Here is a 24685-nt window from a genome sequence, read left to right as displayed (position 1 = left end):
AGGGTGCTCCCGGCGTCGGAAGGGGCGGCCGCCGGTTGCTCCGGAGGCCGCCCCTGATCGATTTCCGCCAGTGAACCCAGCGCTCCGTCCTTCCGGCTGGAGCTCGGCTCGCGGCTCCCTCGCGAGGGTGGGTGGATTCCCACGGGAGGGTGAAGGTCAGCCCGTTCGGGCATCCCCGCAGGCGCCCGGGGCGTAGGTCATTTGACCTCCGGCAGGGTGGCCGCGATCCCGGCCGCCAGGACGTACGGATCCCCGCTCGGCCGGTCCGCGTGGCGGGTCGTGAGCCGCGCCCAGTCCTCCTCGAAGGCGTGCCAGTCGATCGCGCGCGGCGCGGCCCGCCGCACGAGCGCCTCCTCCAGCGAGGCGAAGTACGAGGACCAGCGCCGGGCGTACAACTCCGAGACCAGGCCGGACCATTCGCGGTTCGCGTAGTCGTGCAGGAAGCCGCCCTCGCTGGTGCTCTGCCGGCCCCACACGCTCAGGATCGAGCGGGCGTCGTACTCGTACCGGTCCCGTTCGGCCTCGTCCGCGCCGTGCGCGCGGGCCGCCGACAGCCAGGAGCCGAGCAGGAAGTTCGGGTCGGATCCGACGAGCGCGTCCAACTGCCGTTCTCGGTCCGCCCATTCGCCGGTCAGCTCACGGAACAGGGCCAGGTCCTGGGCCTCGTACGCCGCCTTGATGCGCGGCAGCAGCACCCGGGAGTGGTTGGCGAGGGCCTGCCGGGCGGTGTCCACCAGGTCGAAGCGGTAGGCGCTGGAGCCGCGCAGCGCCGGATCGACCTTGAGGAGGTGGTCCAGCGCGCGGCGCACCGAACCCGCCGGATAGCGCATCGCCTTGGGGCTCCAGTAGGCGGAGCCCACCGCCGTCAGGCTCGGCCGCGCCGAGAACAGGCTGTCCTGGGACTCCGACCACAGCCCCGAGGAGGTGCTGTACGGGCCCTTGCGCAGTTCCTCCCACGCCGCCGCGGCCTCGGCGTCCGGCCGCCCGTACCGGCGGCCCGCGTAGTCGGCGAACCACTGCTTCTGGTCGATCGGACCCGGCTCCCACGCGAGGTCGGTGAAGAGGTCGAAGGCCGCCGGATTGGTTCCGGTGGCCTCCGGCAGATAGGCGATGCCGGTCAGAGCGCTGTCGGCCTTCGCCCGCCAGGACCCGAACCGGTCGATCCACACGGAGGTGTTCGCGCCGACCGTCGTGTGCCCGCCGAAGTTGTAGATGGTGCCCATCGCGTACGGGGCACCGCCCCAACGGGTCTCGCGGTCGAGGCGGTTGTAGCGGTCCGACAACCCGTCGAGGATCAGCAGCTTCGAGGTGTCCACCCCGGCCAGCAGCTCCTTCGTCGGATCGTCCTGCCAGCCCAGCACCGCCCACGACGCCCCCGGATGGGCCGCCCACAGCGCCTTCTGCACCGCGCCGGCGGCCGCCTTCACGTCGACCGAACCGGTCTGCCCGCCCTCGTGCAGCGGGCTCATCCGGTACATCGTGCTGTCCCCGAACACGGCCCGCTGCTCGGCGTAGTAGGCCGCAGCCAGCCTCGAGAACACCGGCGAGACCGGGTCCAGCCAGTCCGGCCGGTCGAAGCCCGCCCAGTCGCCCTGCGGCACTGTCACCGCGCCCGGGTTGCGCTCGGCGAAGGACGGCGGCACGGTGCCGAAGTAGCCCGGCAGCACCGGGGTCATGCCGAGGCCGCGGAGCTGCTCGGCGATCTTGCCGCCCAGCTCGGCGCGCGCCTTCATCAGCTGCTCGGTGACCGGGCCGCCGAAGCCGCTGAGGTTCTGCAGCAGCCACCAGCTCTGGTGGCCGGGGCCCGGGATCCACTCGCGCAGTTCCCCGGCCGTGTACCCGAAGCGCTGGAGCGCCCGGTAGTACGGGTACTCGGCGCCGACCTGGACGAACACCTCGTTGATGCCGTGCAGGGCGAGCAGGTCGATCTGCCGCTGGTGCTGTTCGAAGGTGCGGTACGGGCCCGTGTACCCGTCGTCGGTGTCGTTCAGGGCGTACCGGTGCGCCACCACGGCGCTCCGGGTGACCGGGGCGGGCACCGCGGGCAGCTCGGCGGGCAGCATCCCGATGCTGTCGCCGGGCCAGCCGATGTCGGCTCCGGCGACGTGCTGGAGGTACCAGCCGACCCCGGTCAGCAGGGTGGCGCCGGTGGAACCCCGGACGGTGATCGCGCCGGCCGTCCCGGAGACGGTGAAGGCGTCCTTCGCCGCGGCGGGGTCCGGCACCAGCGTGAACTGCGCGGCGTGGCGCGGCAGCAGCCGCTCCAGGGCGGCCCGCGCGGGGGCGGGGTCGAAGGCCCGCGGCCGGGGCGCCGCCCGGTCGGGGGCACCCGACCGGGCCTTCGCGTCCGCCTTCGCGCCTTCCTCCGCGCCCGCCCCGGCGGCTGTCTGTGCGGCCGCCCGGGCCCGGGGGTCCCGTACCTCGTGGCCCGCACCGGCGGGTGCGGGGGACCGGGACCCCCGGGCCGTGGCCTCGGGGGCGGCCCCGGCGACCGCCAGGGTGAACAGGGCCGCGGGCAGCGCGGCCAGCGTGACCCGGCGGCGCACCCGCCCGGCCCGGCCGCTTCGTGGGATGGGGCCCGGCATACGCGTCGTCCTCGTCTCGGTCGTCTCCGCAGGCCTCGTCGGCCCGGGCGGTGGCTTGATCCCTGTCTGCGTCCCCGGGTGGTCCCCGGTCTGCTTCCCCATGGGCGCGGGCCGTCAGACCGGCAGGGACCAGACCTGGTCGACCCGGTGGTCGCCGCAGGGGGTGAGGCTCAGCCGCTCGGCGGGGGTGCCGGGATCGGCGGGGACCGCGGCGGGGGCGGGCGCCGTCAGGCAGAGCCCGCTCGTCCCGTCGACCAGGGATCCGTCGCGGTGCTGGGTCCAGCTCTGGTCCGGATCGCGGCGCCGGTGGTCGGAGGAGCAGGCGGCGAGCTCCACCGTGCCCTCGGGGCCCGCCGTCAGGCAGTCGCCCGCCAGCCGCAGGGCGCCGTCCCGGCCCATGGTCCAGCGCTGGTCGGGGGCGCCGGTGCAGGCGGACATCACGACGGCGCCGACACCGGTGGTGTTCGCCCCGTCGGCGCACGCGGCGCCCTGGCGCGAGCCCTGGCCCGCGATCTGGCCGGTCGGTACGGCCGGAGCGCAGCCGGCCCGCGGGGTGAGCCGCCAGACGGCCGTGTCGTGCGCGGCCAGCGTGCCGGTCAACGCGTCGGAGACCTCGCGGACTTCCCCGCTCCACAGGTCCTTCGCGTCGACGCTGCAGGAGGACAGACCCACCTCGTCGAGCGGAACGCGGATGGTACGGGCGGCACCGGAGCGGTTGAGGACGGCGACGGCGCGGTCCCCGTTCGCGAGCGGCCGTACCAGGATGTCGAAGGTGGCGTTGGAGGAGACCACCGCGCCCTGACGGCCCATCGGGTCCTGGTCGAGCGCGATCAGGTCGGTGTTGCCGAGGGCCGCGAGCCCGGCCGGGTCGAGCGCGGAGACCTGCGAGGACAGGATGAACGGCGCGGCCATCATGGCCCACAGGCCGACCTGGCTGCGGCTCTCCGCCGCGGTGAGCCCGGGGGCGCCCGCGATCAGGAAGTCGGGGTCGTTCCAGTTGCCGGGGCCCGCGTACCGGCCGAGCCAGCGGTTGTAGCCGTAGTTGCCCATGACCGAGCTCCACCGCGAGGTGTCCGGCGCGGCCGGCTTGTACACCTTGATGTCCCGGCCCTCGCGCCACAGCTGGCCGGTCTCGCCGACCCAGTCGAGCACCTTGTGCCAGTCGTTGCCGCCCCATTCGCCCTGCTGGAAGTAGGCGGGCGCGGAGGCGGAGAGCACCATGTCGCGCCCGCTGTCGCGCAGCGCCCTGGCGACCGAGTTGTAGGCGTCCCGGTAGGCCCGCTCCTTCGTGGAGCCCTCGGGCACCCACAGGTTGCAGCCGTCCATCTTGACGTAGTCGACCTCCCAGGACGCGAACTGCCGGGCGTCGCGGGCGTAGTGGTCGGGCCCGCCGCCCTCGGGGGAGCCGCTGCCGGGATAGCGCTCGCAGGTGAGGCTGCCGGCGTCCTGGTAGATGCCGAACTTGAGGTTCCTGGCGTGCAGGTACTCGCCGAGCCAGGCCATGCCGTGCGGGAACTTCTCGGTGTCGACGACGAGGTTGCCGTTCGCGTCGCGGCTCTTGGTCATCCAGCAGTCGTCGATGGTGACGGTGTCGTAGCCCTTGGCGGCGAGGCCGGTGGACACGAGCGCGTCCGCGTTCGCCACGACCTTGGCCTCGTCGATGTCGCACATGTAGTGCGCCCAGTTGTTCCAGCCCATGGGCGGGGTGAGCGCGAGCGGGGTTTCCGATGTCGCGGTGGGCTCGGCCGTCGCGGGGGCGGGACAGAGCGCGAGGGCCAGCAAGGCGGCCGCGGTCAGACAGGGGAGCGACGCACGCAGGCGAGGCGGCACGGAGTCTCCTTGACGTGGGGGCTGTCGATCGCCCAGTGCAGCGGTGTGACTACCCGCTGTCAACATAAGTCGAGGGTTATCTGTCAATGACCAGCAATATGGGTGTAGTCGAGCACACGCGAAGGGGTTGAACGGGGGAGTGCGAGGGTGGCCCCGGTGATGACTGTGACGCTGGATGTGACAGCGGCTGATACGGTGTATCTCATGCCGAGAAGATCAGCCGCCCTGGACCGCGCCACACCCGAGGCGATCGCCGCCGCCGCCCTGCGGATCCTCGACGAGCAGGGGCCGGCCGCCCTCAGCTTCCGCGCGCTGGCCGACCGGCTCGACGTCTCGCACGCCACCGTCCAGCGGCGCTGCGTGGACCTCGCCGGCCTGCTCGACCTGTGCACCGAGCACCTGGCCGCGCAGTTGCCGCCCGTCCCCGCCGGGACCGGCTGGGCCGAGGCCACCGAGCAGCGGTTCACCGCCCTCTACCGGCTCCTCGTGGCCCACCCCGGTCTGCTGGCCCTGCGCGGCGGCCGCCCCTGGCTCGGACGGCAGCTGCTGGCCCGGCTCGTGGAGCCGGCGCTCGCCGACAGCGTGGCCGCCGGGATGACCCCCGCCGAGGCCATGACCGTGTACCGGCGGATGTACCTGCTGACCCTGGGCAGCGCCGCCTTCGTCGACCACCGGGATCCGGCCGGAGTCACCGCCGCCTCGCGCGCGGCGCTGGCCGCCCTGGACCCGGCCGCCTTCCCGGTGCTCTCCGGCGGGCTGGCCGACGTACTGCCCGCCCTGACCGACCACGAGGTGTACTACGGCGCCCTGCGCCAGCTGATCGAGGCGGCTCGGCCGGTCGCCTGACCGTCCGGCCGCCCGACCGGGGGGCCGCCGGTGCGTGCCGGCGGCCCGTCTCGTGGAACACGCGTGAACAGAGGAGCGATTCCGTGGAACAGCAGCTCGACTACGCCGCCGTGCGCGCCGCCGCCGACCGGATCGCCGGGGCGGTGCGACCCGTCACGGTGATACCGGCGGGCGGGGGGATCTCGTACGCCCTGGAGTACCTCCAGCACACCGGCTCCTTCAAGGCCCGCGGCGCCCGCAACTTCCTCGCGGCCCACCGCGCCGCCGGCACCCTGCCCGACGCCGGGGTCACCATCGCCTCCGGCGGCAACGCGGGTCTCGCCTGCGCCTGGGCGGCCCGCGCCGAGTCCGTGCCCGCCACCGTGTTCCTGCCGGGCACCGCCCCGCGCGTGAAGGTGGAGCGGCTGCGGGGCTACGGGGCCGACGTACGGCTCGTCGGCGACCGGTACGCCGAAGCGCTCGCGGCCTGCCGGGAGTTCGCCGACGCGAGCGGCGCGCTGAGCAGCCACGCGTACGACCACCCGCTCATCGCGGCGGGCGCCGGGACCCTGCTCGACGAGATCCGCGCCGCGCTGCCCGGCCTCGACACGGTCGTCGTCGCGGTCGGCGGCGGCGGGCTGTTCGCCGGGATCGCGACCGCCGCGCGGGAGCACGGCGTACGGGTGGTCGCGGCCGAACCGGAGAACTGCCGGGCCCTGAACGCGGCCCTCGAGGCGGGCCGGCTCGTGGACGTCCCGGTGGACTCGGTGGCCGCCGACTCGCTCGGGGCGACCCGCGTCTCCGCCGACGCGCTGGCCGCCGTACGGGCGGAGAACGCCGAGTCGGTGCTGGTCCCGGACGCGGCGATCACCGCCGCCCGGCGCGCGCTGTGGGAGGAGCACCGCATCGTGGTCGAAGCGGGCGCGGCCACGGCGCTGGCGGCGGTGCGCGTCGCCCCGCGGCCGCCGGGCGAGCGGGTCGCGGTGGTGCTGTGCGGAGCGAACACCGACCCGGCGGACCTGGGCCGCGCGCCGTCCTGAGGGGCGCGGCGGCGGGGGCCTCGGTGCGGCCGCGCGCGTCTGCGCGCCGCGCCGCCGCGGCGGTCCCGGTCCCGGTCCCGGTCAGGCGGAGCCGTCCTCCCGGACCACGACCACCGTGCTGGCCGCGTACTGCACCACCTGCTGGCTCACCGATCCCAGCAGTGCGCCCTTGATGCCCCCGTAGCCGCGGGTGCCGACGACCGTGAGCGCCGCCTCCTTCGAGGCGTCCACCAGAACCTGCCCGGGCGTGCCCTGTTCCACCCGGCGGAAGACCGGAACGCCCGGCGAGGTGCCGACCGCCTCGGCCACGGTGTCGGCGAGCTTCTGCCGGGCCGCCTCCTCCGCGGTGACCAGCTCGTCCTGTGCGGACGGGCTGATGCCGAACGGGTTGGTGTTCCACTCCCAGCTCATGACGGCGTGCACCCGGCCGCCGATGACCTTGGCCTGGGCAACTCCCCAGCGCAGTGCCTGCTTCGAGTGGTTCGAACCGTCCACGCCGACGACGATCAGAGGCTCGGTGTTCTGGCTCACTATGATTCCTCACGGTTCATCCGAATAGTCGTTCTCATCCTGTATACATGCCACACCGGGTCCGACCTCGAACGACGATCGTTGCGCGGACCGAAGACTTTGGAGAACAGCGCGGGAAGCCCGCCGCTTGCGACAGTCGTGAAGACGGACGGAAACCGTCCGATGGACCTACGAGGAGCGGGACGTGGCACGACGCAACGGATGTTTGATCGGCTGTCTGGTGGCCGTGGTCCTGGGGATCGGACTGCTCGTCCTGCTGCTCTTCGGCATAGGCAAGGTCAAGGACGTGGCCGACAAGACCCTCGTCGACCCGAAGGTGTACGAGGCCGTCAAGGTCGGCGACTCCGAGACCGACGTCCGCGCCAAGCTGCCTTCGGGTGACACCTTCGTCAAGGGTGCCCTCAAGGAGGGCGGCCCCGCCGTTCCCGCGGACAGCCAGTGCTCCTGGTACCTGTCCAGCGCCGGGGACAGCGACACGGTGCTGCGCTTCTGCTTCAAGGACGGCAAGCTCGCGGAGAAGGCCGACTACCGCATGAAGTAGGGCCTTCGGTCCCTGCCCGGCGCGCCCGCGCCGCCGGAGGGCGGAGGCATGCAGACCGACTCCGCCGTCACCGGCGCCCGCACCCTCCCCCAGCCCGTCCTGGCCGCCGTGGACGGCTCGGAGCACAGCCTGAGAACCCTGGACCGGGCCCTGGAGACCGCCCGTGCGCGCGGGGCGGAGATCCGCGTGGCGCACGTACGGCCGGACCACCCGCGCGTCGCCGCCCCGGGCGAGGCCCTCGTACCGCCGCCCGTGTGGGACACCGATCCGGTGCTCGGTGCGGTCAGGGCCCGGCTGGCCGGACGCCGGGACCTCCCGCCCGTCGGCTACGTCTCCCGCGAGGGCGCGCCCGCCGCCACCCCGACCGAACTGGCCTCGGGCGCGCAGCTGTTGGTCATGGGCTCGCGCGGACTCGGCGGCTTCGCCAGCCTGTTGCTCGGCTCCAACAGCCAGGCCTGCGCGGCGCAGGCGCCCTGCCCGGTGGTCGCCCCCCGGCGATCCTGCGGGCCGGCTGGTCACCGCGTCCCAGCGGGCCGACCTCGTGGTGGTGGGCCGCCACCGGCGCCGCTGCAGGGTTCCGGCTCGCTACTCCATCGCGCGACGGAGCCGCGCGACCCGCGGGGCCAGTCGCGCGGCCGTACCGGGCGGGAGGCGGGCGGTCTCGTCCTCGATCCAGCCGAGGACGGCCGCGCGCTGCTCGGCGTCGCACATCGAGAGGTGGAACAACAGGTGCCGCCAGGCCCGCGAGGCCCGCTTCGGGGTGGCCGACCGGCGGCGCGCGGCCGAGGCGAACGCGGCCCGGGCGAGGCCGTCCCAGCCGGAGCTGGGGGTGGCGCCGAGCCGGTGGACCAGGGTGGCGAGGTTGCCGGCCGTGAGGATCCGGACCTGCTCGATCACCGCGGGTTCGGCGGTGAGGTCCGGGGAGCTCCGGTGATCGGTGAACCGGAGACCGGGCGACGGGTGGCCGGCACGCGCGGAGCACAGCAGGGCGAAGCCCTCCCGGTCGCCGGCGTCGGCCATCGTCCGGACCGCCTCGTAGTCGATGCCGTGGTATCGCTCGTACGGCTTCCCGCGCAGCAACTCGGCGGCCGCCCGTGCGGCGGACAGGACCTCGGCGGTCGCGCGCCCGAAGTTCCGGTGGCCGAACGGCTCCGTGGCGAACGACACGCGGACCCCGGCCACCTCGGCCAGCCCGGCCAGCCCGCTCAGGAGCGGCAGGCGCGGGTCGGCGGTGGATTGCGCGGAGCCCTCCAGGGCGAAGTCGGCGAGCCCGCGCAGTGCGGCGGCGAGCGCCGCCGGTTCCCGTACGGGCGCTCCCGCGACCGCGCGGACCCAGGGGAGGTCCGCGAGGCGGGTCAAGTCCCCCAGGAGGTAGGTGTGCCGGTGGGCTCCCCGGTACAGCTTGGCCAGCAGGGTCCGCAGCGCGGGGTCGCCGGCCTCCGGGTGGAAGCCCTGCGCGAGCGCCAGGCCCAGGGCGGCCGGCACGCGTACGGAGGACAGCCCGGCCTGCCACACCGCCCGGGCCTCCTCGGCGGCGGCCAGGTCGGACGGCGCGTCGATGCCGGGCGTCACGGCTTCCGGGTCTGCGGGGTCGGTGGGGTCGGCCGGGGCGAACGGACCGTGCCCGAGGGCGGCTTGGCGGACCTGTTCCTGCCGTAGCCGGGTGTGCCCGGGGGAACCGGGCCGGCCGCGCCTGGCCACCATCGACGTGACGGCGTGCCGCAGCAAACCGGCCTGCCGGGGCGACAGTTCGCGGCCCGCGACCGTCTCCTCCAGCGCCCGTCGCAGGATCGCGGCGTTCGACTTGGGGTCGCGGTGCCGGCGGGTCAACGGGTGCGCCGCCGCCAGGGCCGCGTACCGCTCCAGCAGGGCGGCGCCCTCGGGGCGCGAGGCGTGCGCGCTGCTCGCGTACGCGCGCAGCCAGTACGCGAGCAGCTCGTCCTCGAAGGGCCGCCATACGGTCAGCGCTTCGCGCTGCGCCGCGACGGCGGGGTTCGGTCGCTGCCGCGCCAGCAGCCGGGCCGCCTCGCGGGCCGGTCCGATGACCTCGGGGCCGGTGAATCCGGGGGCGGCGTACGCGGGGCCGACGGCCTCGGGGCGCGGGGTGAACGGCAGCCGGTCGGCGAACGGGGCGAGGAGCGCGGTCAGTTCGGCGGCGGCGTCCAGCCGGTCGGCCCGCAGCAGCCACGCCACGCACAGCAGTGCGGCTTCCTCGGGCGCGTGGATCTCGTAGCGCCCGGACTCCAGGAGCGACCACGACCGGGCCGTGCCGGGCCCGGTGAGTCCGTACTCGAAGAGGGCGCGGCGGCTCTCCGGCACGCCGGCCGACCGGGCGGCTTCCCGTTCGTAGGGCCGGAGCCGGGTGAGCGTCAGGGCGGGGGTGACCCAGGAGGGCAGGGCGACCCGCGGTGGCGCCGTCGTGTTCTCGTTCATCGCCGGCGTGGCAGGTCCTGCCCCTGCGCCCTCCGAATGTGCAGTTCGGTGCTCTGGCTGCTGAGCTACACGCCGTGCCGCCGAACCTACCCCGCCCGCCCCCGCGGCCACCACGGGGTATCGGGATTCGCCCGAGCCCCCCGGCGGCCCGCACTCAACCGCCACAGCCCCACGCCGGGTTCGGCCATGACCGTCGATCCCACTTCCACCGGCGATCCGTGCGGTCGGGGTCGGCAGGAGAGGCAGGCATTCTTCGCGGTATGCGCTGCATGGTATGCGTGATAAAGCGCATTAGTGCAAGCCCTCGTGAACAGGCGATAAGAAGTCAACTTCTGACGGTCGGACATGTTCATTGTCTAATCGATATCACGCCAAACCCTTTTGGAACTAATGCGCATCAGTGCAGGTCATGCTTGGTGTGGTGGAGCGACTTTAGGACTGGGTGAGTTGGTGCTGCCGTAATGCGGGACGTACGGGTACCTGCCGCCCGGGACTGTGGTCGTATTGACGCGGACTTGATTTCGGGTGAGTTTGGGCCCAGCGCTCCGGCGACGAGGCCGGAACTCCCCCCGAAGGCGGCGACGATGACCCGTAGGAACGTGACGCGCATGGCCATCGCCACACTCGTGGCCGGTACTTTCTTCGCGACCTCCGCGTGCGGCGTCAGCGGCGGCGCCGCGGACGTGAAGGAGGGAGAGAAGACCGGAAAGGTGTCCGGACAGATCACGTTCCGCACCCTCCAGCTGAAGCCGGTCTTCACGTCCTACGTGCAGGGCGTCATCGACTCCTTCGAGAAGGCCCACCCGGACGCCGAGGTCAAATGGGAGGACGTACCGGGTGACGGCTACAACGAGAAACTCGTCGCCGACGCCCAGGCCGGCGCCCTCCCCGACGTCGTCAACCTCTCCACCGACAGCTTCCAGCTCCTCGCCGACCGGGGCATGCTCGCCGACGTGGCCAAGCTCGACCCGGAGATCTCCAGGGAGTACGTGCCGGGCGCCTGGGAGCAGTTCAAGCTTCCCGGCAAGGGGGACGGCGTGTTCGCCTACCCCTGGTACGTGACCCCGGAGATCCTCACGTACAACAAGGAGCTCTTCGGGAAGGTCGGCCTCGATCCGGCGAAGCCGCCCACCACCGTCGAGCAGTTCTTCGACTGCGCCGAGCAGATCGCGGCCAGGTCCGGCGGCCAGTACTCCGCCTTCATGGCCGACCCCAAGGGCCGGCTGCCCGGGGACTGGCAGAAGATGGGCGTGCCGATCCTGAACGCCGCACAGGACGCGTTCACCTTCGACACCGACAAGGCCGTCGCGTGGGTCGAGCGGATGAAGGACCTGTACGGCAAGGGCGCCATGCCCAAGGAGTCCCTGCTCAAGTCGGACGACATCAACCAGCTCTACGGCGCCGGCAAGCTCGTCTTCGGTCCCGGGTCCCCCGGCTTCGTCAGGGACATCAAGCAGAACGCGCCGCAGATCTACGCGAACACGCAGGTGGCGAACGCCGTCACCGGCACGCTCGGCCACATCGGCGTCTACGCGCAGTCGCTCGGCATCAGGAAGGACAGCAAGCACCTGGACGCGGCGGCCGAGTTCGCCAAGTGGGTCACCAACGGCCCCAACCAGGTGGAGTTCTCGAAGAAGGCGACCATCTACCCGTCGAACGCCGTCGGGCTGGCCGACCCCTACTTCTCCGACAGGGGCGACGGCAAGGATGCCGAGACGGTGGCCCGCGCGGTCGGCGCCGAACAGCTCAAGGGCGCCGGCCTCGACGCCAACACCCCCGTCCAGTGGACCAATCAGGTCGGCGACGCGGTCGTGCGCGAGGTCCAGAAGGCCATCAAGGGCGAGCAGGACGCGAAGACGGCCGTGAAGAAGGCGCAGGAAGAGGCGAACAGGCTCCTCGCCAAGACGGTCCGGAAGTGACGGCGGAAGAGGCCACCGAAGTGCCCGCGAAAGCGACCGGGGAAGCGACCGGGGAAGCGACCGCGAAGGCGGCCAAGAAGGCGAAGCGGGCCATGGAGGCCGAGACCGGGCTGCGTCACCGCACGTGGTGGACCCCGTACCTCTTCCTCGCCCCCGGCCTGGTGATGGTGACGATGTTCAGCCTCTGGCCGTTCGTCAACACCGTGATCCTCTCCTTCACCGACGCGCAGATCCTGCGCGGCGGCGGATTCGTCGGCTTCGACAACTACACCCGCGCCTTCGCCGATTCCGACTTCTGGGTCGCCACCGGCAACAGCGTGCTGTACCTCGTGGTCGTCGTACCGTGCCTGGTGTTCCTGCCGCTGGCCCTCGCCGTCCTCGTACAGACGCAGGTCCCCGGGATCGGCTTCTTCCGCTCGGCGTTCTACACCCCGGTGATCGCCTCGGCGGTGGTCGTCGGCCTCATCTGGCAGTGGGTGCTGCGCAGCGACGGCCTGGTCAACACCCTGTTCCAGAAGATCGGCATCATCTGCGAACCGATCCCGTTCCTGACCGACAGCACCATGCTGCTGGTCTCCGCGATGATCGTCACCGTGTGGAAGGGCCTCGGCTACTACATGGTGTTCTACCTGGCGGCCCTCGGGAACGTCTCCACCTCGCTCCACGAGGCCGCGGCGCTCGACGGCGCCGGCCCCGTACGCCGCTTCTTCAGCATCACCGTCCCCCAGGTGAAGCCGATGATGCTGCTGGTGGGCACCCTCTCCGCCATCTCCGCGCTCCGCGTGTTCACCGAGATCTACATCCTCGGCGGCGAGAGCGGCGGTCCCGGCGGCGGCGCCCGTACGCTGCCCTTCCTCATCCGGCAGGTCGGCCTCGGATTCTCCGGCGAGACCGGTTACGCGGCCGCCATCTCCATCCTGTTGTTCCTCCTCACGCTGGTCTTCAGCCTGCTGGGCCGCCGGCTGTCGAAGGGAGACGAAAGTTGAGCACCCTCTCCTCCCTCGCGAGCAAGGCGGGCAAGGCGGGCAAGGCAGGCAAGCCGAGCAAGGCGGGCAAACGCGTCGGGGCCGACGCGCGGCGGTACTGGATCGGCCTCGCCGGCCGGTACGCCACGCTCCTCCTCATGCTCGTCCTCATGCTCGGGCCGATCGTCTGGCAGTTCCTGACCTCGATCCGCGGCCGCACCGAGAACGTGTACGCCGGGGTGCTGCCCTCGAGGCCCACCCTCGACAACTACGTCCGGGTGGCCGAGTCCTTCCCGCTGTTGCAGTACGTCGGCAACACGCTGACGGTCGCGGTCCTCGCCATCACCTCGAACATGCTGTTCGCGGCCATGGGCGGGTACGCCCTCTCCCGTGCCGCCTGGAAGGGCCGCGAGATCGTCTTCACCGTGCTGGTGGCGACGCTGATGTTCCCCTTCGAGTCGGTGATGATCTCGATGTTCCTCACGGTCCGCGAGATGGGCCTGGTCGACACCCTCATCGGCGTCTGGCTGCCCGGCGCGGTCTCCGTCCTCAACATCATGATCATGCGATCGGCCTTCCTCTCCGTACCCGAGGAGGTGGAGGAGGCCGCGGTCCTCGACGGCGCGAACGAGTGGACCCGCTTCACCCGGGTCTTCCTCCCGGCCGCCAAGGGAGCCCTGGCCGTCGTCTGCATCACCAGCTTCATGGGCGCCTGGGACGACTTCCTCTGGCCCCTGCTCGTCCTGACCGACAGCGACAACTACACCCTGCAGCTCGGCCTGAAGACCCTGGCCGGCGCCACCACCGTCAGCGACCAGCGGATCATCGCCGCCGGAGCGATGGCGGCGCTGATACCGATGGTGCTCCTCTTCTTCGCCCTCCAGCGCTTCTTCTTCAAGGGCGTGGGCGAGGGAGCCGTCAAGACCTGACGGGAGCCCGGCCCCGCCCCTTCCCGTTCGTCCCCCGCCCCTTCCCGTTCGTCCCCGGCCGTCCCTGCTCGTCCCCGCCCGTACTCCCCCTCCTGGAGCAGCCGTCATGCACGACGACCGCAGCATCACCGAACACCGCCTGCGCCGTGTCCTCAAGGAGCGCATCAAGCCGGCCGTGCACTCCCGCTCGGTCCCGCTGGCCATCGAGCGCTGGGAGGCCCCCGGCGAGCCCGTCCCCGTCGCCGAAGGCCTGGCGGCCGCGTACGAACCCTGCGCGATCGGCGATGCGTGGGGCCCGGCCTGGGGCACCACCTGGTTCAAGCTCACCGGCAGCGTGCCCGCCGACTGGGCGGGCCGCACCGTCGAGGCCGTCCTCGACCTCGGCTTCGACCGGATGATGCCCGGCTTCCAGTGCGAGGGCCTGGTCCACCGCGCGGACGGCGGGGAGATCAAGGCGCTGAACCCGTACAACGACTGGGTGCGCGTCACCGACTCCGCGACCGGCGGCGAGCGGATCGAGTGGTACGTCGAGGGCGCCTCCAACCCGATCCTGGTCGACCACTCGGTCACGTACGAGGGCGACAGGCTGACCAGCGCGGACCAGCCCCTCTACCGGCTCGCCCGGATGGACCTCGCCGTCTTCGAGACCGAGGTCTGGGAACTCGTACAGGACCTCGAAGTCCTCTACGACCTGATGACGCAGCTCGACGAGCGCGAGGCCCGGCGCTACGCGATCCTGCGCGCCATCGACTCCGCCCTCGACGCGGTGGACCTGTGCGACGTACCCGGTACGGCAGCCGCCGCCCGCGAGCGGCTCGCCGCCGTGCTGGCGGCCCCCGCGCACGCCTCCGCGCACCGGATCAGCGCGATCGGCCACGCCCACATCGACTCGGCCTGGCTGTGGCCGCTGCGCGAGACGGTGCGCAAGGTCTCGCGGACCTCGTCCAACATGGTCAACCTGATGGACGAGCACCCCGAGTTCGTCTTCGCCATGTCGCAGGCCCAGCAGCTCGACTGGATCAAGACCTACCGGCCCGAGCTCTTCGAGCGGGTCAAGAAGAAGGTCGCGGACGGGCAGTTCGTGCCGGTCGGCGGGATGTGGGTGGAGTCCGACACCAACATGGTCGGCGGTGAGGCCATGGCCCGCCAGTTCCTCTACGGCAAGAAGTTCTTCATGGAGGAGTTCGGCATCGAGACGAAGAACGTCTGGCTGCCCGACTCCTTCGGCTACACCGCCGCGATGCCGCAGATCGTCAAGCTCTCCGGCTCCACGTGGTTCCTGACCCAGAAGATCTCCTGGTCCCAGGTCAACAAGTTCCCCCACCACACCTTCTGGTGGGAGGGCATCGACGGCACCCGCGTCTTCACGCACTTCCCGCCCGTCGACACCTACAACTCCGACCTCGGCGGAGCGCAGATGGCGCACGCCGCCCGCAACTACCAGGAGAAGGGCCGGGGTTCGCGCTCGCTGGCCCCCTTCGGCTGGGGTGACGGCGGCGGCGGCCCCACGCGCGAGCAGCTCGCCCGCGCGAAGCGGCAGCGGGACCTCGAAGGCTCCCCGCGCGTGGAGATCGAACGCCCGGACGCGTTCTTCGAGAAGGCGCACGCCGAGTACGGGGACGCGCCCGTCTGGGCCGGCGAGCTCTACCTGGAGCTGCACCGGGGCACCTACACCTCCCAGGCCAAGACCAAGCAGGGCAACCGGCACAGCGAATCGCTGCTGCGCGAGGCCGAACTCTGGGCGTCCACGGCCGCGGTGAAGGTCCCCGGGTACGCCTACCCGTACGAGGACCTGGAGCGGATCTGGAAGACCGTACTGCTCCACCAGTTCCACGACATCCTCCCCGGCTCCTCCATCGCCTGGGTGCACCGGGAGGCGCGGGCGACGTACGCGAAGGTGAAGGAGGAACTGCTCGGGATCACCCTGGCGGCGCAGACCGCGCTGGCGGGGCAGGGCGCGGAGGAGCTCGTCTTCAACTGCGCCCCGCACACCCGGCGCGGGGTTCCGGCCGGCGGTGCGGGACGGCCGGCGGAGGCCGGGCGGCCGGTCACGGTGGAGGAGCGCCGCGGCGGCGGGCAGGTCCTCGCCAACGGGCGGCTGCGCGTGGAGATCGACGGGCGCGGCCTGATCGTGTCGGCGTACGACCTGGAGGCCGGCCGGGAGTCGGTCGCGCCGGGGGTCGCCGCGAACCTGCTGCAGATCCACCCCGACTTCCCGAACATGTGGGACGCGTGGGACATCGACGCGTTCTACCTCCACCGGGTCACCGACCTGGTGGAGGTGGACGCGCTGGAGGTCACGGAAGCGGGACCGTCCGCGGCCACGGTCCGCGTGGCCCGCTCGTTCGGCTCCTCCTCTTCGGTCGTCCAGTCGGTCACGCTCCGGGCCGGCGCCAAGACGGTGGACATCGTCACGGACGTGGACTGGCGCGAGACCGAGAAGTTCCTCAAGGCGGCCTTCCCGCTGGACCTGAAGGCCGAACGGACCGCCTCGGAAACGCAGTTCGGGCACGTGTACCGGGCCACCCACACCAACACCTCGTGGGAGGCGGCCAAGTTCGAGATCTGCGCGCACCGCTGGATCCACGCGGAGGAGCCGGGCTGGGGCGTGGCCGTCCTCAACGACTCCACGTACGGGCACGACGTGACCCGCGACATGCGGGCCGACGGCGGCCAGACCACGACGATCCGCCTCTCCCTCCTGCGGGCCCCGCGCTACCCCGACCCGGAGACCGACCAGGGCGCGCACACCCTGCGCTTCTCGCTCGCCCCGGGCGCGGGCATCGGCGACGCGGTCCGCGAGGGCCACGCGCTGAACCTGCCGGAGCGGGTGGTCGCTGGCGCGGGCCCGGTCGCCCCGCTGGTGGCGGTGGACGGCGACGCGGTGGTGATCGAGGCGGTCAAACTGGCCGAGGACCGGACCGGCGACGTCGTGGTCCGCCTCTACGAATCCCGCGGAGGCCGGGCGCGTACCACCCTGACGGCGGACTTCCCCCTGTCGTCGGCGACCGAGAGCGACCTGTTGGAACGCCCGTTGGACGGCACGGCCGTCGCCGCCCCGTCGGCGGACGGCACGGTCGCCCTGACCCTGCGCCCGTTCCAGATCGTCACGATCCGCCTCCACCGCGCCTGACCGCACGCTCGGGGCGCCGCCGGCGGGGGCGCCACGAGCGTGCGTTGCCCGGTCGGGTGCCGTAAGTTCCTGCGTGCTCGCCGCCGTCGGCGGGCTTCGCCATGTCAACGCGCACCTGTGGGGGGCCCTCGTCATGTCCACCGGTACCACCAAACCACCTGGGCTCGGCGTACCTCCGGCGAACCGGCTGCTGCGCTCGCCGAAGAGCCTGGCAACGGCGCTGACCGTGCTGCTCGGTCTGTGCGCCGTGACCCACCTGCTCGCCGCGGCCGCCGAGGTCAACCGGTACGTGGCCATGGAAAGCTTCGCGGAGTTCACGGGACCGGGGTGGTCGTCGCAGCTGGTCTCGGTGGCGATAGGCCTGGTAATGCTGGCCACGGTACCCACGGCAGTGGTCTTCATCATCTGGTTCCACCGGGTCCGGGTGAACGCCGGCGTCTACGCGCCCGGGGCGTTCCGAGCCGGTGCGGGCTGGGCGATCGGGGTCTGGTTCGTCCCCGTCGTGGGTTGGTTCGCCCTGCCCTGCCTGACCGCGTTGAAGGTGTGGTCGGCCAGTGCGTCGCGGCTGCCCGGGAACCTCGCGCCGGCTTCTGCCGTCCCCGTCGTCGCATGGTCCGGTGCGTACGGCGTGGCGCTGATGGCGTCCGGCGGCGCGGGGTGGGTCTCCCGCGGGGCCACGACCCGGCCCGAGGTGCGTGACTCCCTGCTGGTCTACGTGGCCTCCGACCTGCTCTTCGCCGTGGCGGCGGTACTGGCCGTCCTCTTCGTGCGGCGCCTGTCGGCCATGCAGACAGCGGTCTGACCCCGGCTCCGCCCGGTTACCCCGGCAGGGTCCCCGTAGCCTCCCGCCAAGCCTCCGGGGAGCGGTGGTCCTTCGCGTGTCCGGCCGCCAGTACGGTGCGCAGCGCGGCCAGGTGTTCGGTGTCGGCCGGCAGGGCCAGGGTGTCGAGCAGGGCGAGTGCCGGGGCCGGTTCGAGGTTTCCGTAGATGTCGTGGTAGCTGCTCAGCAGGGCGCGGAGCAGGGCCGGGTGGAGCTCGGGCAGGGCCGAGGCGGTCCGGTAGACGGGCGCCTTGGCCTGCCAGGGCACCGGCCCGGAGCACTCCAGTACGCGCCGGGCACGGCGCAGCAGTCCCTCCGGGGCCCCGGGCAGCAGCTGTCCGATGTCCCGGCCGAGCACTTCGGCGAACGCCCGCTCCGAGGTGTCGCGCTTCTCGAACCAGTCGACCCAGAGGGAGTACGTGATCGCCTCGGGCATCTCTGGAGCCTCCAGCCGGCTGCGGTAGCCGTTCCAGAGCGCGCGGGCGGTGGTCGGATCCTCGGCGCCCCGGACGGCGAAGCCGATCTCGACGGTCACCCAGTAGTCCCCGAGCAGGTCCACCAGGCCGAATCCGAGCCGGAGGCGGGCTTCCACGTCGAGGGAGTCGTCGGTGACGGCCGGCCCGGCCCAGGCGTGGGCGACCTCGTTCGAGGTGAGCCGGCCGCCCTCGTCGTCGGTCCATGCGTCCTCGCCGGTGCGGGTCACGCCCGCGGTGGCCAGCCAGCGGCGGGCGAGCTCGACGTCGGGCACCTCGTCGAGGAAGGCCGTGACCGCCCGGGTGAACTCGGCCGGCGCGGCCGTGTGGATCAGGTGGCCCACCGGGATCGTCGTCATCCTGGCGTCGGGTATGCGGCGGACCAGTTCCGCGATGCCCTCCTGCGGGACGTGGCTCGTGGGGCCGCCCGCCACGACCAGGGTCGGGGCGGTGATCCGCCCGAGCCCCTCCAGCCAGGCCGGATCGGGCCGGTCGAGCTGCCGCCGAACGGCGAGGACCATGTCCCAGTCGAAGTCCAGGTCGCCCTCGGGCCGTACCGGCGCGACCGGCTCCCGGGGGAGCGGGGCCGGTACGTCCTCCAGCACGAGCCGGTTCACCTGCGCCGGCTCGGCCTGCGCGACCAGGTGGGCCACGACGGCGCCCATCGAGTGCCCGACCAGGTCCACCCGGACGAGTCCGAGGGCGTCGAGGAGCCCGAGCACGTCGTCGCGCATCAGCTCCAGCGAGTACTCCGGTGTCCACGCGCTGCGCCCGTGCCCCCGCAGGTCCAGGGCGTACACCCGGCGCTCCCGCGCAAGTTCGTCGCGTACGGGCGCCCAGTGCGCGGTGGTCTCCCCGAGCGCGGGGAGCAGGAGGACGGGCGGTCCGGCCGGCGGGCCGGTGACCTCGTAGGACAGGCGGGTTCCGCCGTTCACCGTCATGGTGCGGGGCTCGGTCATGGGCCAGACGCTACCGGGCGCCGTGAAGGACTTCGAGGCGCCCAGGGCGCTGCCGGCCAGCCACGCGTCCCAGGTCAGCGCGGGCGCGGGCGCGGGGACCGGGTCCGCGGCGGCGGTGGGGGCGGGCGGCTCCGCCGCGGCCGAGGCCGTCGCGGCGGCCTTGCGCGCGAGGCGGTCGGTGTCCGAGATCTTTTGCCACGTCGTGGGGCGTGAGCTCCGCCACAGGTCCCGGCCGGTCGGGCCCTTGGTCCCGGGAGCGGCGGGCCGGCGGGGTCAGCGGGGGCCCCGGACCGGGTTGTGCACCTAGTTGCATAATAAGCGCCCGCTCAGCTAGAACAGGTTCATCACCCCCGCGCGAGGAGGCACACCCCGATGAGTCCGCAGAGTTCCCAGAGCCGGTACCCGCATCTGCTCAGCCCCCTGGACCTCGGCTTCACCACCCTGCCGAACCGCGTGATCATGGGCTCCATGCACACCGGCCTCGAAGAGCACGAGCGCGGCTTCGAGCGCCTCGCCGCCTTCTACGCCGAGCGCGCCCGCGGCGGAGCGGGCCTGATCGTCACCGGCGGCATAGCCCCGAACGACGCCGGCCGGCCCTTCGAGGGCGGTGCGCGCCTCACCACCGAGGAGGAGGCCGCGGAGCACCGGGTGATCACCGAGGCGGTGCACGCCGAGGGCGGGAAGATCGCCATGCAGATCCTCCACTTCGGCCGCTACGCCTACCACAAGGACCTGGTCGCCCCCAGCGCGCTCCAGGCCCCCATCAGCCCCTTCGTGCCGAGCGCCCTCACCGACGCCGAGGTCGAGCGCACCGTCGAGGACTTCGTCCGCGCCGCCCGCCTCGCCAAGCTGGCCGGCTACGACGGCGTCGAGATCATGGGCTCCGAGGGCTACCTGGTCAACGAGTTCATCGCCGCCGCCACCAACAAGCGCACCGACCGCTGGGGCGGCGCCTACGAGAACCGCGTGCGCTTCCCGCTGGAGATCGTCCGGCGCACCCGCGCGGCCGTCGGCGAGGACTTCATCCTCATCTACCGCCTCTCGATGCTCGACCTGATCCCCGGCGGCTCCACCCTCGACGAGGTCGTCCACCTCGCCAAGGAGATCGAGGCGGCCGGCGCCACCATCATCAACACCGGCATCGGCTGGCACGAGGCCCGCATCCCCACCATCGCGACCTCCGTCCCGCGCGGCGCCTACACCTGGGTCACCAAGCGGCTGATGGGCGCGGTCTCCGTCCCCCTCGTCACCAGCAACCGCATCAACACCCCGGAGATCGCCGAGGAGTTGCTCGCGGACGGCCGGGCCGACCTGGTGTCGCTGGCCCGTCCCTTCCTGGCCGACGCCGACTTCGTCGCCAAGGCCGCCGCCGGCCGCTCCGAGACCATCAACACCTGCATCGGCTGCAACCAGGCCTGCCTCGACCACACCTTCAGCGGCAAGATCACCAGCTGCCTGGTCAACCCGCGCGCCTGCCACGAGACCGAACTCACGCTCTCCGCGACCAAGTTGAAGAAGCGCGTCGCCGTCGTCGGAGCCGGCCCGGCCGGCCTCGCCTGCGCCGTCTCCGCCGCCGGCCGCGGCCACGCCGTCACCCTCTACGAGGCCTCCGGCCACATCGGCGGCCAGCTCGACATCGCCCGCCGCATCCCGGGCAAGGAGGAGTTCGAGGAGACCATCCGCTACTTCGGCACCCAGCTCGCCGAGCACGCGGTCGAGGTCAAGCTGAACACCCGCGCCGACGTCGAGACCCTGCGCGGCTACGACGAGGTGGTCGTCGCCACCGGTGTCACCCCCCGCACCCCCGACATCGAGGGCGTCGACGGCCCGAACGTCCTCAGCTACCTCGACGTCCTGCGCGACGGCGCCCCCGTCGGCGAGCGCGTGGCCGTCCTCGGCGCCGGCGGCATCGGCTTCGACGTCGCCGAGTTCCTCACCGACAGCGGCGAGGGCGCATCCCAGGACCCCGAGGTCTACTTCCGGCACTGGGGCGTGGACACCTCGTACACCGGCCCCGGCGGCCTCACCGCCCCGCAGCGGCCCGCCCCGCCGCGCCAGGTCCACCTCCTCCAGCGCAAGACCACCAAGGTCGGCGCGGGCCTCGGCACCACCACCGGGTGGATCCATCGCGCGGAGCTCAAGCACCGCGGGGTCGTCTCCGTCGCGGGTGCCGCGTACGACCGCATCGACGGCGAGGGCCTGCACATCACCGTCGGGGACGAGCAGCGCCTCGTACCCGCCGACACCGTCGTGCTGTGCACCGGCCAGGAACCGCGCCGCGACCTGTACGAGGCCCTGCGCGAGGCCGGAGTCGAGGCGCACCTGATCGGCGGCGCCGACGTGGCCGCCGAACTCGACGCCAAGCGGGCCATCCGGCAGGGCACGGAGCTGGCCGCCACCCTCTGATCGGCGCACTGCTGATCGGCGCACCGCTGATCCGCGTACTGCCCTGATCCGGTAATGGAGTTGTGGCGGTCCCGGGAGGGCCGCCACAATCGTCCGGTGACGCTGACACCGGCAGACGCGGACAAGATCCTCAACGACAACTTCGCACCCTGGGTGCTCGCCCTCGGACTCACCGTCCAGGAGACGGGCGAGCGGCACGCCGTGCTCAGGCTGCCCTGGTCCGACGCCCTCGCCCGGGACGGCGGCGGACTGTCCGGGCAGGCCCTGATGGCCGCCGCCGACACCGCCACCGTCATCGCCGTGTCCGCCGCGCGCGGGGCGTACGGCCCGATGACCACCGTCCAGCAGTCCACCAGCTTCCAGCGGCCGGTGGTCGGCGCCGACGTGCTGATCGACGTACGGATCACCAAGCTCGGCAAGCGGATGGCCTTCGCCGACATCACCATGACCCCCGAGGGCGGGTCGGAGCCGGCCGCGAAGGCCTCCACCGTCTACGCCCTGCTCGGGTGACGGGCCCGCGGAGCGGTCTGCGCCACAACAGACACTTCACCGTCTTCTGGCTCGGCCAGGCGCTGTCGGTGCTCGGCGGCTCGGTATCGATGCTCGCGCTGCCGATGCTCGTCCTCGAAGTCACCGGGTCCCTCGTCGGCATGGGCCTGATCACCGCCGTCTCCGGAGCCGTCGCCATCGCGACGGGAACCTTCGCGGGCCACGTGGTGGACCGGGTGGACCGCCGCCGGCTGATGATCGTGTGCGATCTCGCGCGGGCGCTGCTGCTGGGCTCCGTACCGCTGATCTGGGCGCTGGGCGGCCCGCGGATCTGGGTGCTGTACGTGGTGACCGTGCTGGTCGTCGTGTTGAAGACGCTCTTCGACGTGGCGTACGTGACCGCCGTGCCGGCCCTGGTCGGGCCCGAGGACCTCGTGGCCGCCAACGGACGGCTGATGGGCACCTTCGCCCTCGGGACGCTGCTCGGGCCGGTCGTGGCCGGGTTCCTGGTCGCCGGGGCGGGCGGCGCCTGGGCGCTGGGCCTGGACGGGGCCAGCTTCCTGGTCTCGGCGGTCAGCCTGCTGTGGGTCCGGTTCGCGGCGCGCGGGGAGGCCGGGGAGGCCGACCGGGCCGGGGAACGGGCGAAGGGGACCTCGCTGCGCGAGGTGTTCGTGGTCGGCTTCCGCTTCCTGTGGACGCACGCCCTGCTGCGGCCGCTGACCGTCCTGCTCACTCTGCTGACCTTCGTCACCGTGGGCGCCACCGACCTGCTGATCTTCCGCCTTCAGAAGGACCTCGGCCAGGGCCCCTCGACCGTCGGTTACGTGATCGCGGTGAGCGGGGTCGGAGTCGTCTGCGCCTCCTTCGCCGCCGGGCCGCTGCGCCGGACCCTCGGCTTCGGCACGTGCTGGCTGGGCTCGGTCGCGCTGATCGGCGTGGCGGTGGCGGCCATCGGCGTCGGCCGCAGCGTGCCGTTGATCGCGGCGATGGCCGCCGTCTGCATGTTCGGGCTGACGCTGGGCGGGGTCTGCTCCATGACCCTGCGCCAGGAGGTGACCCCCGACCACCTGCTCGGGCGGGTCACCTCCGCGTTCTGGACGGTGCACAACGCCTCGGGCCCGGTGGGGGCCGCGGTGCTCACGGCACTCGCCGCCCGGCACGGGGTCCCGGCGGTGAGCGTGGCCGCGGGGGCGCTGTGCCTGCTGATCGCCGGCTCGGGGCTGCTGACCCCGCTGCGCGGGAGCCGGACCGGGCCGCAGAGGGAGACGGTGGCGGGCTCGGGTCCGGTTGCCGGGGCGGCGGGAGGGGCCGCCGCGGGGCCGGCCGGTGGCCCCGCCGAGGGGTCGGCCGGTGGTCCCGCAGCCGGGGCGCCGCCGCGAGGGGGCGGAGTCAGCGGGCCGCCGCGACGGCCGCGGCCGGGCCGACGCCGGTGAGGGACTCCGCCCGCTCCCAGAGCCGGGCGTTGGCCGCCGGGTCCAGGGCCCGGCGGGTGATGCGGGCCTCGGTGGTGGGGCCGACCAGGCCGAACCGGCCGCCCGGGCCGTAGTAGCCGCCCGCCGTCGCCTCCGGGCTGGTGGCGGCGTACAGCAGCGGCTCCGTACCGGGGCCGACCTCCTGCTTGGGGAGGAAGTCGACCGCGTACATGATCCGGTTCCCGAGGGAGGGACGGCCGCCCCGCAGGCTCGCTCCGGCGGTCTGCAGGTTGGTCTTGGTGTACCCGGGGTGCGCGGCGGTGCTGCGCAGCGGCCAGTCGTTCTCGGCGGCGAGGACCGCCAGGTGCCGGGCCAGCATCAGGTCGGCCAGCTTCGACTGCGCGTAGGCGAGCATCGGGACGTAGCGCCGCCGCTCCCACTGGAGGTCGTCGAGGTCGATCCGCCCGAAGTTGGCGGTACCGCTGCTCATCGTGGCCACCCGCGGGGCGGGGGCCGCCAGCAGTGCGGGCAGCAGCCGCACGGTCAGGGCCAGCGGGCCGAGGAAATTGCTGCCGAACTGGAGCTCGAAGCCGTCGGCGGTGGTCAGCCGGTCCGGCGGGGCCATCACCCCGGCGTTGTTGACGAGCAGGTCGAGCGGGGTTCCGTCGGCGAGTATCCCGTCCGCGAAGGCCTCGACCGAGGCGAGGTCGGCCAGGTCCACCCGGCGCACCTCCACGTCGGCCCCGGGGTGGCGGGCCAGGATCTCGGCGCGGGCCGTGTCCCCCTTGGCGGGCGTACGGACGGCCAGCACCACGCGGGCTCCGGCCTCGGCGAGGCGGCGGGCGGCTTCCTTGCCCGTACCGCTGTTGGAGCCGGTCACGACGGCGAACTTTCCGGACTGGTCGGGGACGGCGTACATGGCGGGGCTCCTCGAAGGCGGCAGTGGATATGGGGAGGAAGCGGAACGCCGGCTGATCACGAATAAGAGACCGGCGGTCTGTCATCCCTCTCCGAAGCTAGCAGACCGCTGGTCTGATAACAACAGACCGCAGGTCTCTACGCTCTGTAAGCTGTTGCCGTGTCCCTCCCCACGAATTTCCAGCGCGCCCGCAGCGAGGAGCAGCGGGCCGCCCGCCGCCGGGCGATCCTCGACGCGGCCGCCGCCATGCTCACGGAGATGCCGGTCGCCCAGGTCACGCTGAACGAACTCAGCCGCCGGGCCGGGCTGGCCAAGTCGAACGTGCTGCGCTACTTCGAGTCCCGCGAGGAGATCCTGCTCGAACTCCTCGGCGGAGCCTCCCGCGAGCTCGTCGACCACCTCGACGCGGGGCGCCCCGACGCCCGGCCCAACCCCCCCCCCGCCCCCCGGGCCCCCCCGCCCCCGGCGTGCCCGGG

18 protein-coding genes, 1 tRNA gene and 1 pseudogene are annotated in these 24685 nt (G+C 72.7%); 13 read left to right on the top strand and 7 right to left on the bottom strand.

The window, feature by feature from the left end:
* Positions 1-197 precede the first annotated feature (197 nt).
* On the bottom strand, positions 198-2585 hold the full coding sequence (locus tag ACWGDE_RS16365) for an alpha-N-acetylglucosaminidase (protein ID WP_453389661.1): 2388 nt from the start codon (positions 2583-2585) through the stop codon (positions 198-200).
* Positions 2586-2699: 114 nt separating this feature from the next.
* The gene (locus tag ACWGDE_RS16360; protein WP_453389660.1) at positions 2700-4415 is read right to left on the bottom strand and encodes a ricin-type beta-trefoil lectin domain protein; all 1716 of its coding nucleotides are present in this window, start codon (positions 4413-4415) and stop codon (positions 2700-2702) included.
* 204 nt (positions 4416-4619) lie between these two features.
* Between ACWGDE_RS16360 and ACWGDE_RS16355 the strand changes: the two genes are divergently transcribed.
* Together ACWGDE_RS16355 and ACWGDE_RS16350 are read left to right on the top strand one after the other, a co-directional pair.
* Complete coding sequence (locus ACWGDE_RS16355) at positions 4620-5261, top strand: TetR/AcrR family transcriptional regulator C-terminal domain-containing protein (RefSeq protein ID WP_453389659.1); 642 nt, start codon at positions 4620-4622, stop codon at positions 5259-5261.
* Positions 5262-5344: 83 nt separating this feature from the next.
* Complete coding sequence (locus ACWGDE_RS16350) at positions 5345-6280, top strand: serine/threonine dehydratase (protein ID WP_453389658.1); 936 nt, start codon at positions 5345-5347, stop codon at positions 6278-6280.
* A gap of 81 nt (positions 6281-6361) precedes the next feature.
* Here the strand turns inward: ACWGDE_RS16350 and ACWGDE_RS16345 are convergent, their stop codons facing one another.
* Positions 6362-6811 carry a universal stress protein gene (locus tag ACWGDE_RS16345; RefSeq protein WP_453389657.1) on the bottom strand — a complete coding sequence of 150 codons (450 nt, stop codon included), beginning with the start codon at positions 6809-6811 and terminating at the stop codon, positions 6362-6364.
* Positions 6812-6995: 184 nt separating this feature from the next.
* On the opposite strand from ACWGDE_RS16345, the gene ACWGDE_RS16340 reads away from it, so the two are divergent.
* Together ACWGDE_RS16340 and ACWGDE_RS16335 are read left to right on the top strand one after the other, a co-directional pair.
* The gene (locus ACWGDE_RS16340) at positions 6996-7352 is read left to right on the top strand and encodes a hypothetical protein (RefSeq protein WP_453389656.1); all 357 of its coding nucleotides are present in this window, start codon (positions 6996-6998) and stop codon (positions 7350-7352) included.
* Between the two features lie 48 nt (positions 7353-7400).
* Positions 7401-7778 (top strand): annotated as a pseudogene (locus ACWGDE_RS16335) (universal stress protein); the annotation flags it as partial.
* A 159-nt stretch (positions 7779-7937) separates the two neighbouring features.
* Here ACWGDE_RS16335 and ACWGDE_RS16330 read toward each other — a convergent pair.
* On the bottom strand, positions 7938-9785 hold the full coding sequence (locus ACWGDE_RS16330; RefSeq protein WP_453389655.1) for a hypothetical protein: 1848 nt from the start codon (positions 9783-9785) through the stop codon (positions 7938-7940).
* Between the two features lie 2 nt (positions 9786-9787).
* Positions 9788-9860: transfer RNA gene (locus tag ACWGDE_RS16325), tRNA-Cys, on the bottom strand.
* A gap of 533 nt (positions 9861-10393) precedes the next feature.
* On the opposite strand from ACWGDE_RS16325, the gene ACWGDE_RS16320 reads away from it, so the two are divergent.
* From ACWGDE_RS16320 to ACWGDE_RS16300, 5 genes are all read left to right on the top strand, one after another.
* Positions 10394-11704 (top strand): ABC transporter substrate-binding protein, encoded by a 1311-nt coding sequence (locus ACWGDE_RS16320; protein WP_453389654.1) that lies wholly within the window; start codon positions 10394-10396, stop codon positions 11702-11704.
* Positions 11701-12690: a carbohydrate ABC transporter permease gene (locus tag ACWGDE_RS16315; RefSeq protein ID WP_453389653.1), complete on the top strand. Its 990-nt coding sequence runs from the start codon at positions 11701-11703 to the stop codon at positions 12688-12690. The genes ACWGDE_RS16320 and ACWGDE_RS16315 overlap by 4 nt, the downstream gene beginning before the upstream one ends.
* Positions 12687-13598, top strand: a complete 912-nt coding sequence (locus ACWGDE_RS16310; RefSeq protein WP_453389652.1) for a carbohydrate ABC transporter permease — start codon at positions 12687-12689, stop codon at positions 13596-13598. Before ACWGDE_RS16315 ends, ACWGDE_RS16310 begins: the two co-directional genes overlap by 4 nt.
* 106 nt (positions 13599-13704) lie before the next feature.
* Entirely contained in the window at positions 13705-16731 is a 3027-nt protein-coding gene (locus tag ACWGDE_RS16305) for an alpha-mannosidase (protein WP_453389651.1), read from the top strand.
* Between the two features lie 133 nt (positions 16732-16864).
* A complete protein-coding gene (locus ACWGDE_RS16300) occupies positions 16865-17533 on the top strand; it encodes a DUF4328 domain-containing protein (protein ID WP_453389650.1) in 669 nt (222 codons plus the stop codon).
* 16 nt (positions 17534-17549) lie between these two features.
* On the opposite strand, the gene ACWGDE_RS16295 is transcribed toward ACWGDE_RS16300, so the two are convergent.
* Positions 17550-18983, bottom strand: a complete 1434-nt coding sequence (locus ACWGDE_RS16295) for an alpha/beta fold hydrolase (protein WP_453389649.1) — start codon at positions 18981-18983, stop codon at positions 17550-17552.
* Between the two features lie 372 nt (positions 18984-19355).
* Here ACWGDE_RS16295 and ACWGDE_RS16290 point away from each other — a divergent pair, with 372 nt between their 5' ends.
* The 3 genes from ACWGDE_RS16290 (at position 19356) to ACWGDE_RS16280 (ending at position 23311) form a co-directional block, all read left to right on the top strand.
* Complete coding sequence (locus ACWGDE_RS16290; RefSeq protein ID WP_453389648.1) at positions 19356-21389, top strand: oxidoreductase; 2034 nt, start codon at positions 19356-19358, stop codon at positions 21387-21389.
* A 96-nt stretch (positions 21390-21485) separates the two neighbouring features.
* Entirely contained in the window at positions 21486-21899 is a 414-nt protein-coding gene (locus ACWGDE_RS16285; protein WP_453389647.1) for a PaaI family thioesterase, read from the top strand.
* Positions 21896-23311, top strand: a complete 1416-nt coding sequence (locus ACWGDE_RS16280) for an MFS transporter (RefSeq protein WP_453389646.1) — start codon at positions 21896-21898, stop codon at positions 23309-23311. The genes ACWGDE_RS16285 and ACWGDE_RS16280 overlap by 4 nt, the downstream gene beginning before the upstream one ends.
* On the opposite strand, the gene ACWGDE_RS16275 is transcribed toward ACWGDE_RS16280, so the two are convergent.
* The gene (locus ACWGDE_RS16275; protein WP_453389645.1) at positions 23268-24209 is read right to left on the bottom strand and encodes an SDR family oxidoreductase; all 942 of its coding nucleotides are present in this window, start codon (positions 24207-24209) and stop codon (positions 23268-23270) included. The genes ACWGDE_RS16280 and ACWGDE_RS16275 overlap by 44 nt on opposite strands.
* A 159-nt stretch (positions 24210-24368) precedes the next feature.
* Here ACWGDE_RS16275 and ACWGDE_RS16270 point away from each other — a divergent pair.
* A partial coding sequence (locus tag ACWGDE_RS16270; protein ID WP_453389644.1) for a TetR/AcrR family transcriptional regulator occupies positions 24369-24685 on the top strand: 317 nt, incomplete at its 3' end.

The organism is Streptomyces sp. NPDC054956 (assembly GCF_053609185.1).
This window is presented reverse-complemented; position numbering and strand designations above follow the sequence as displayed.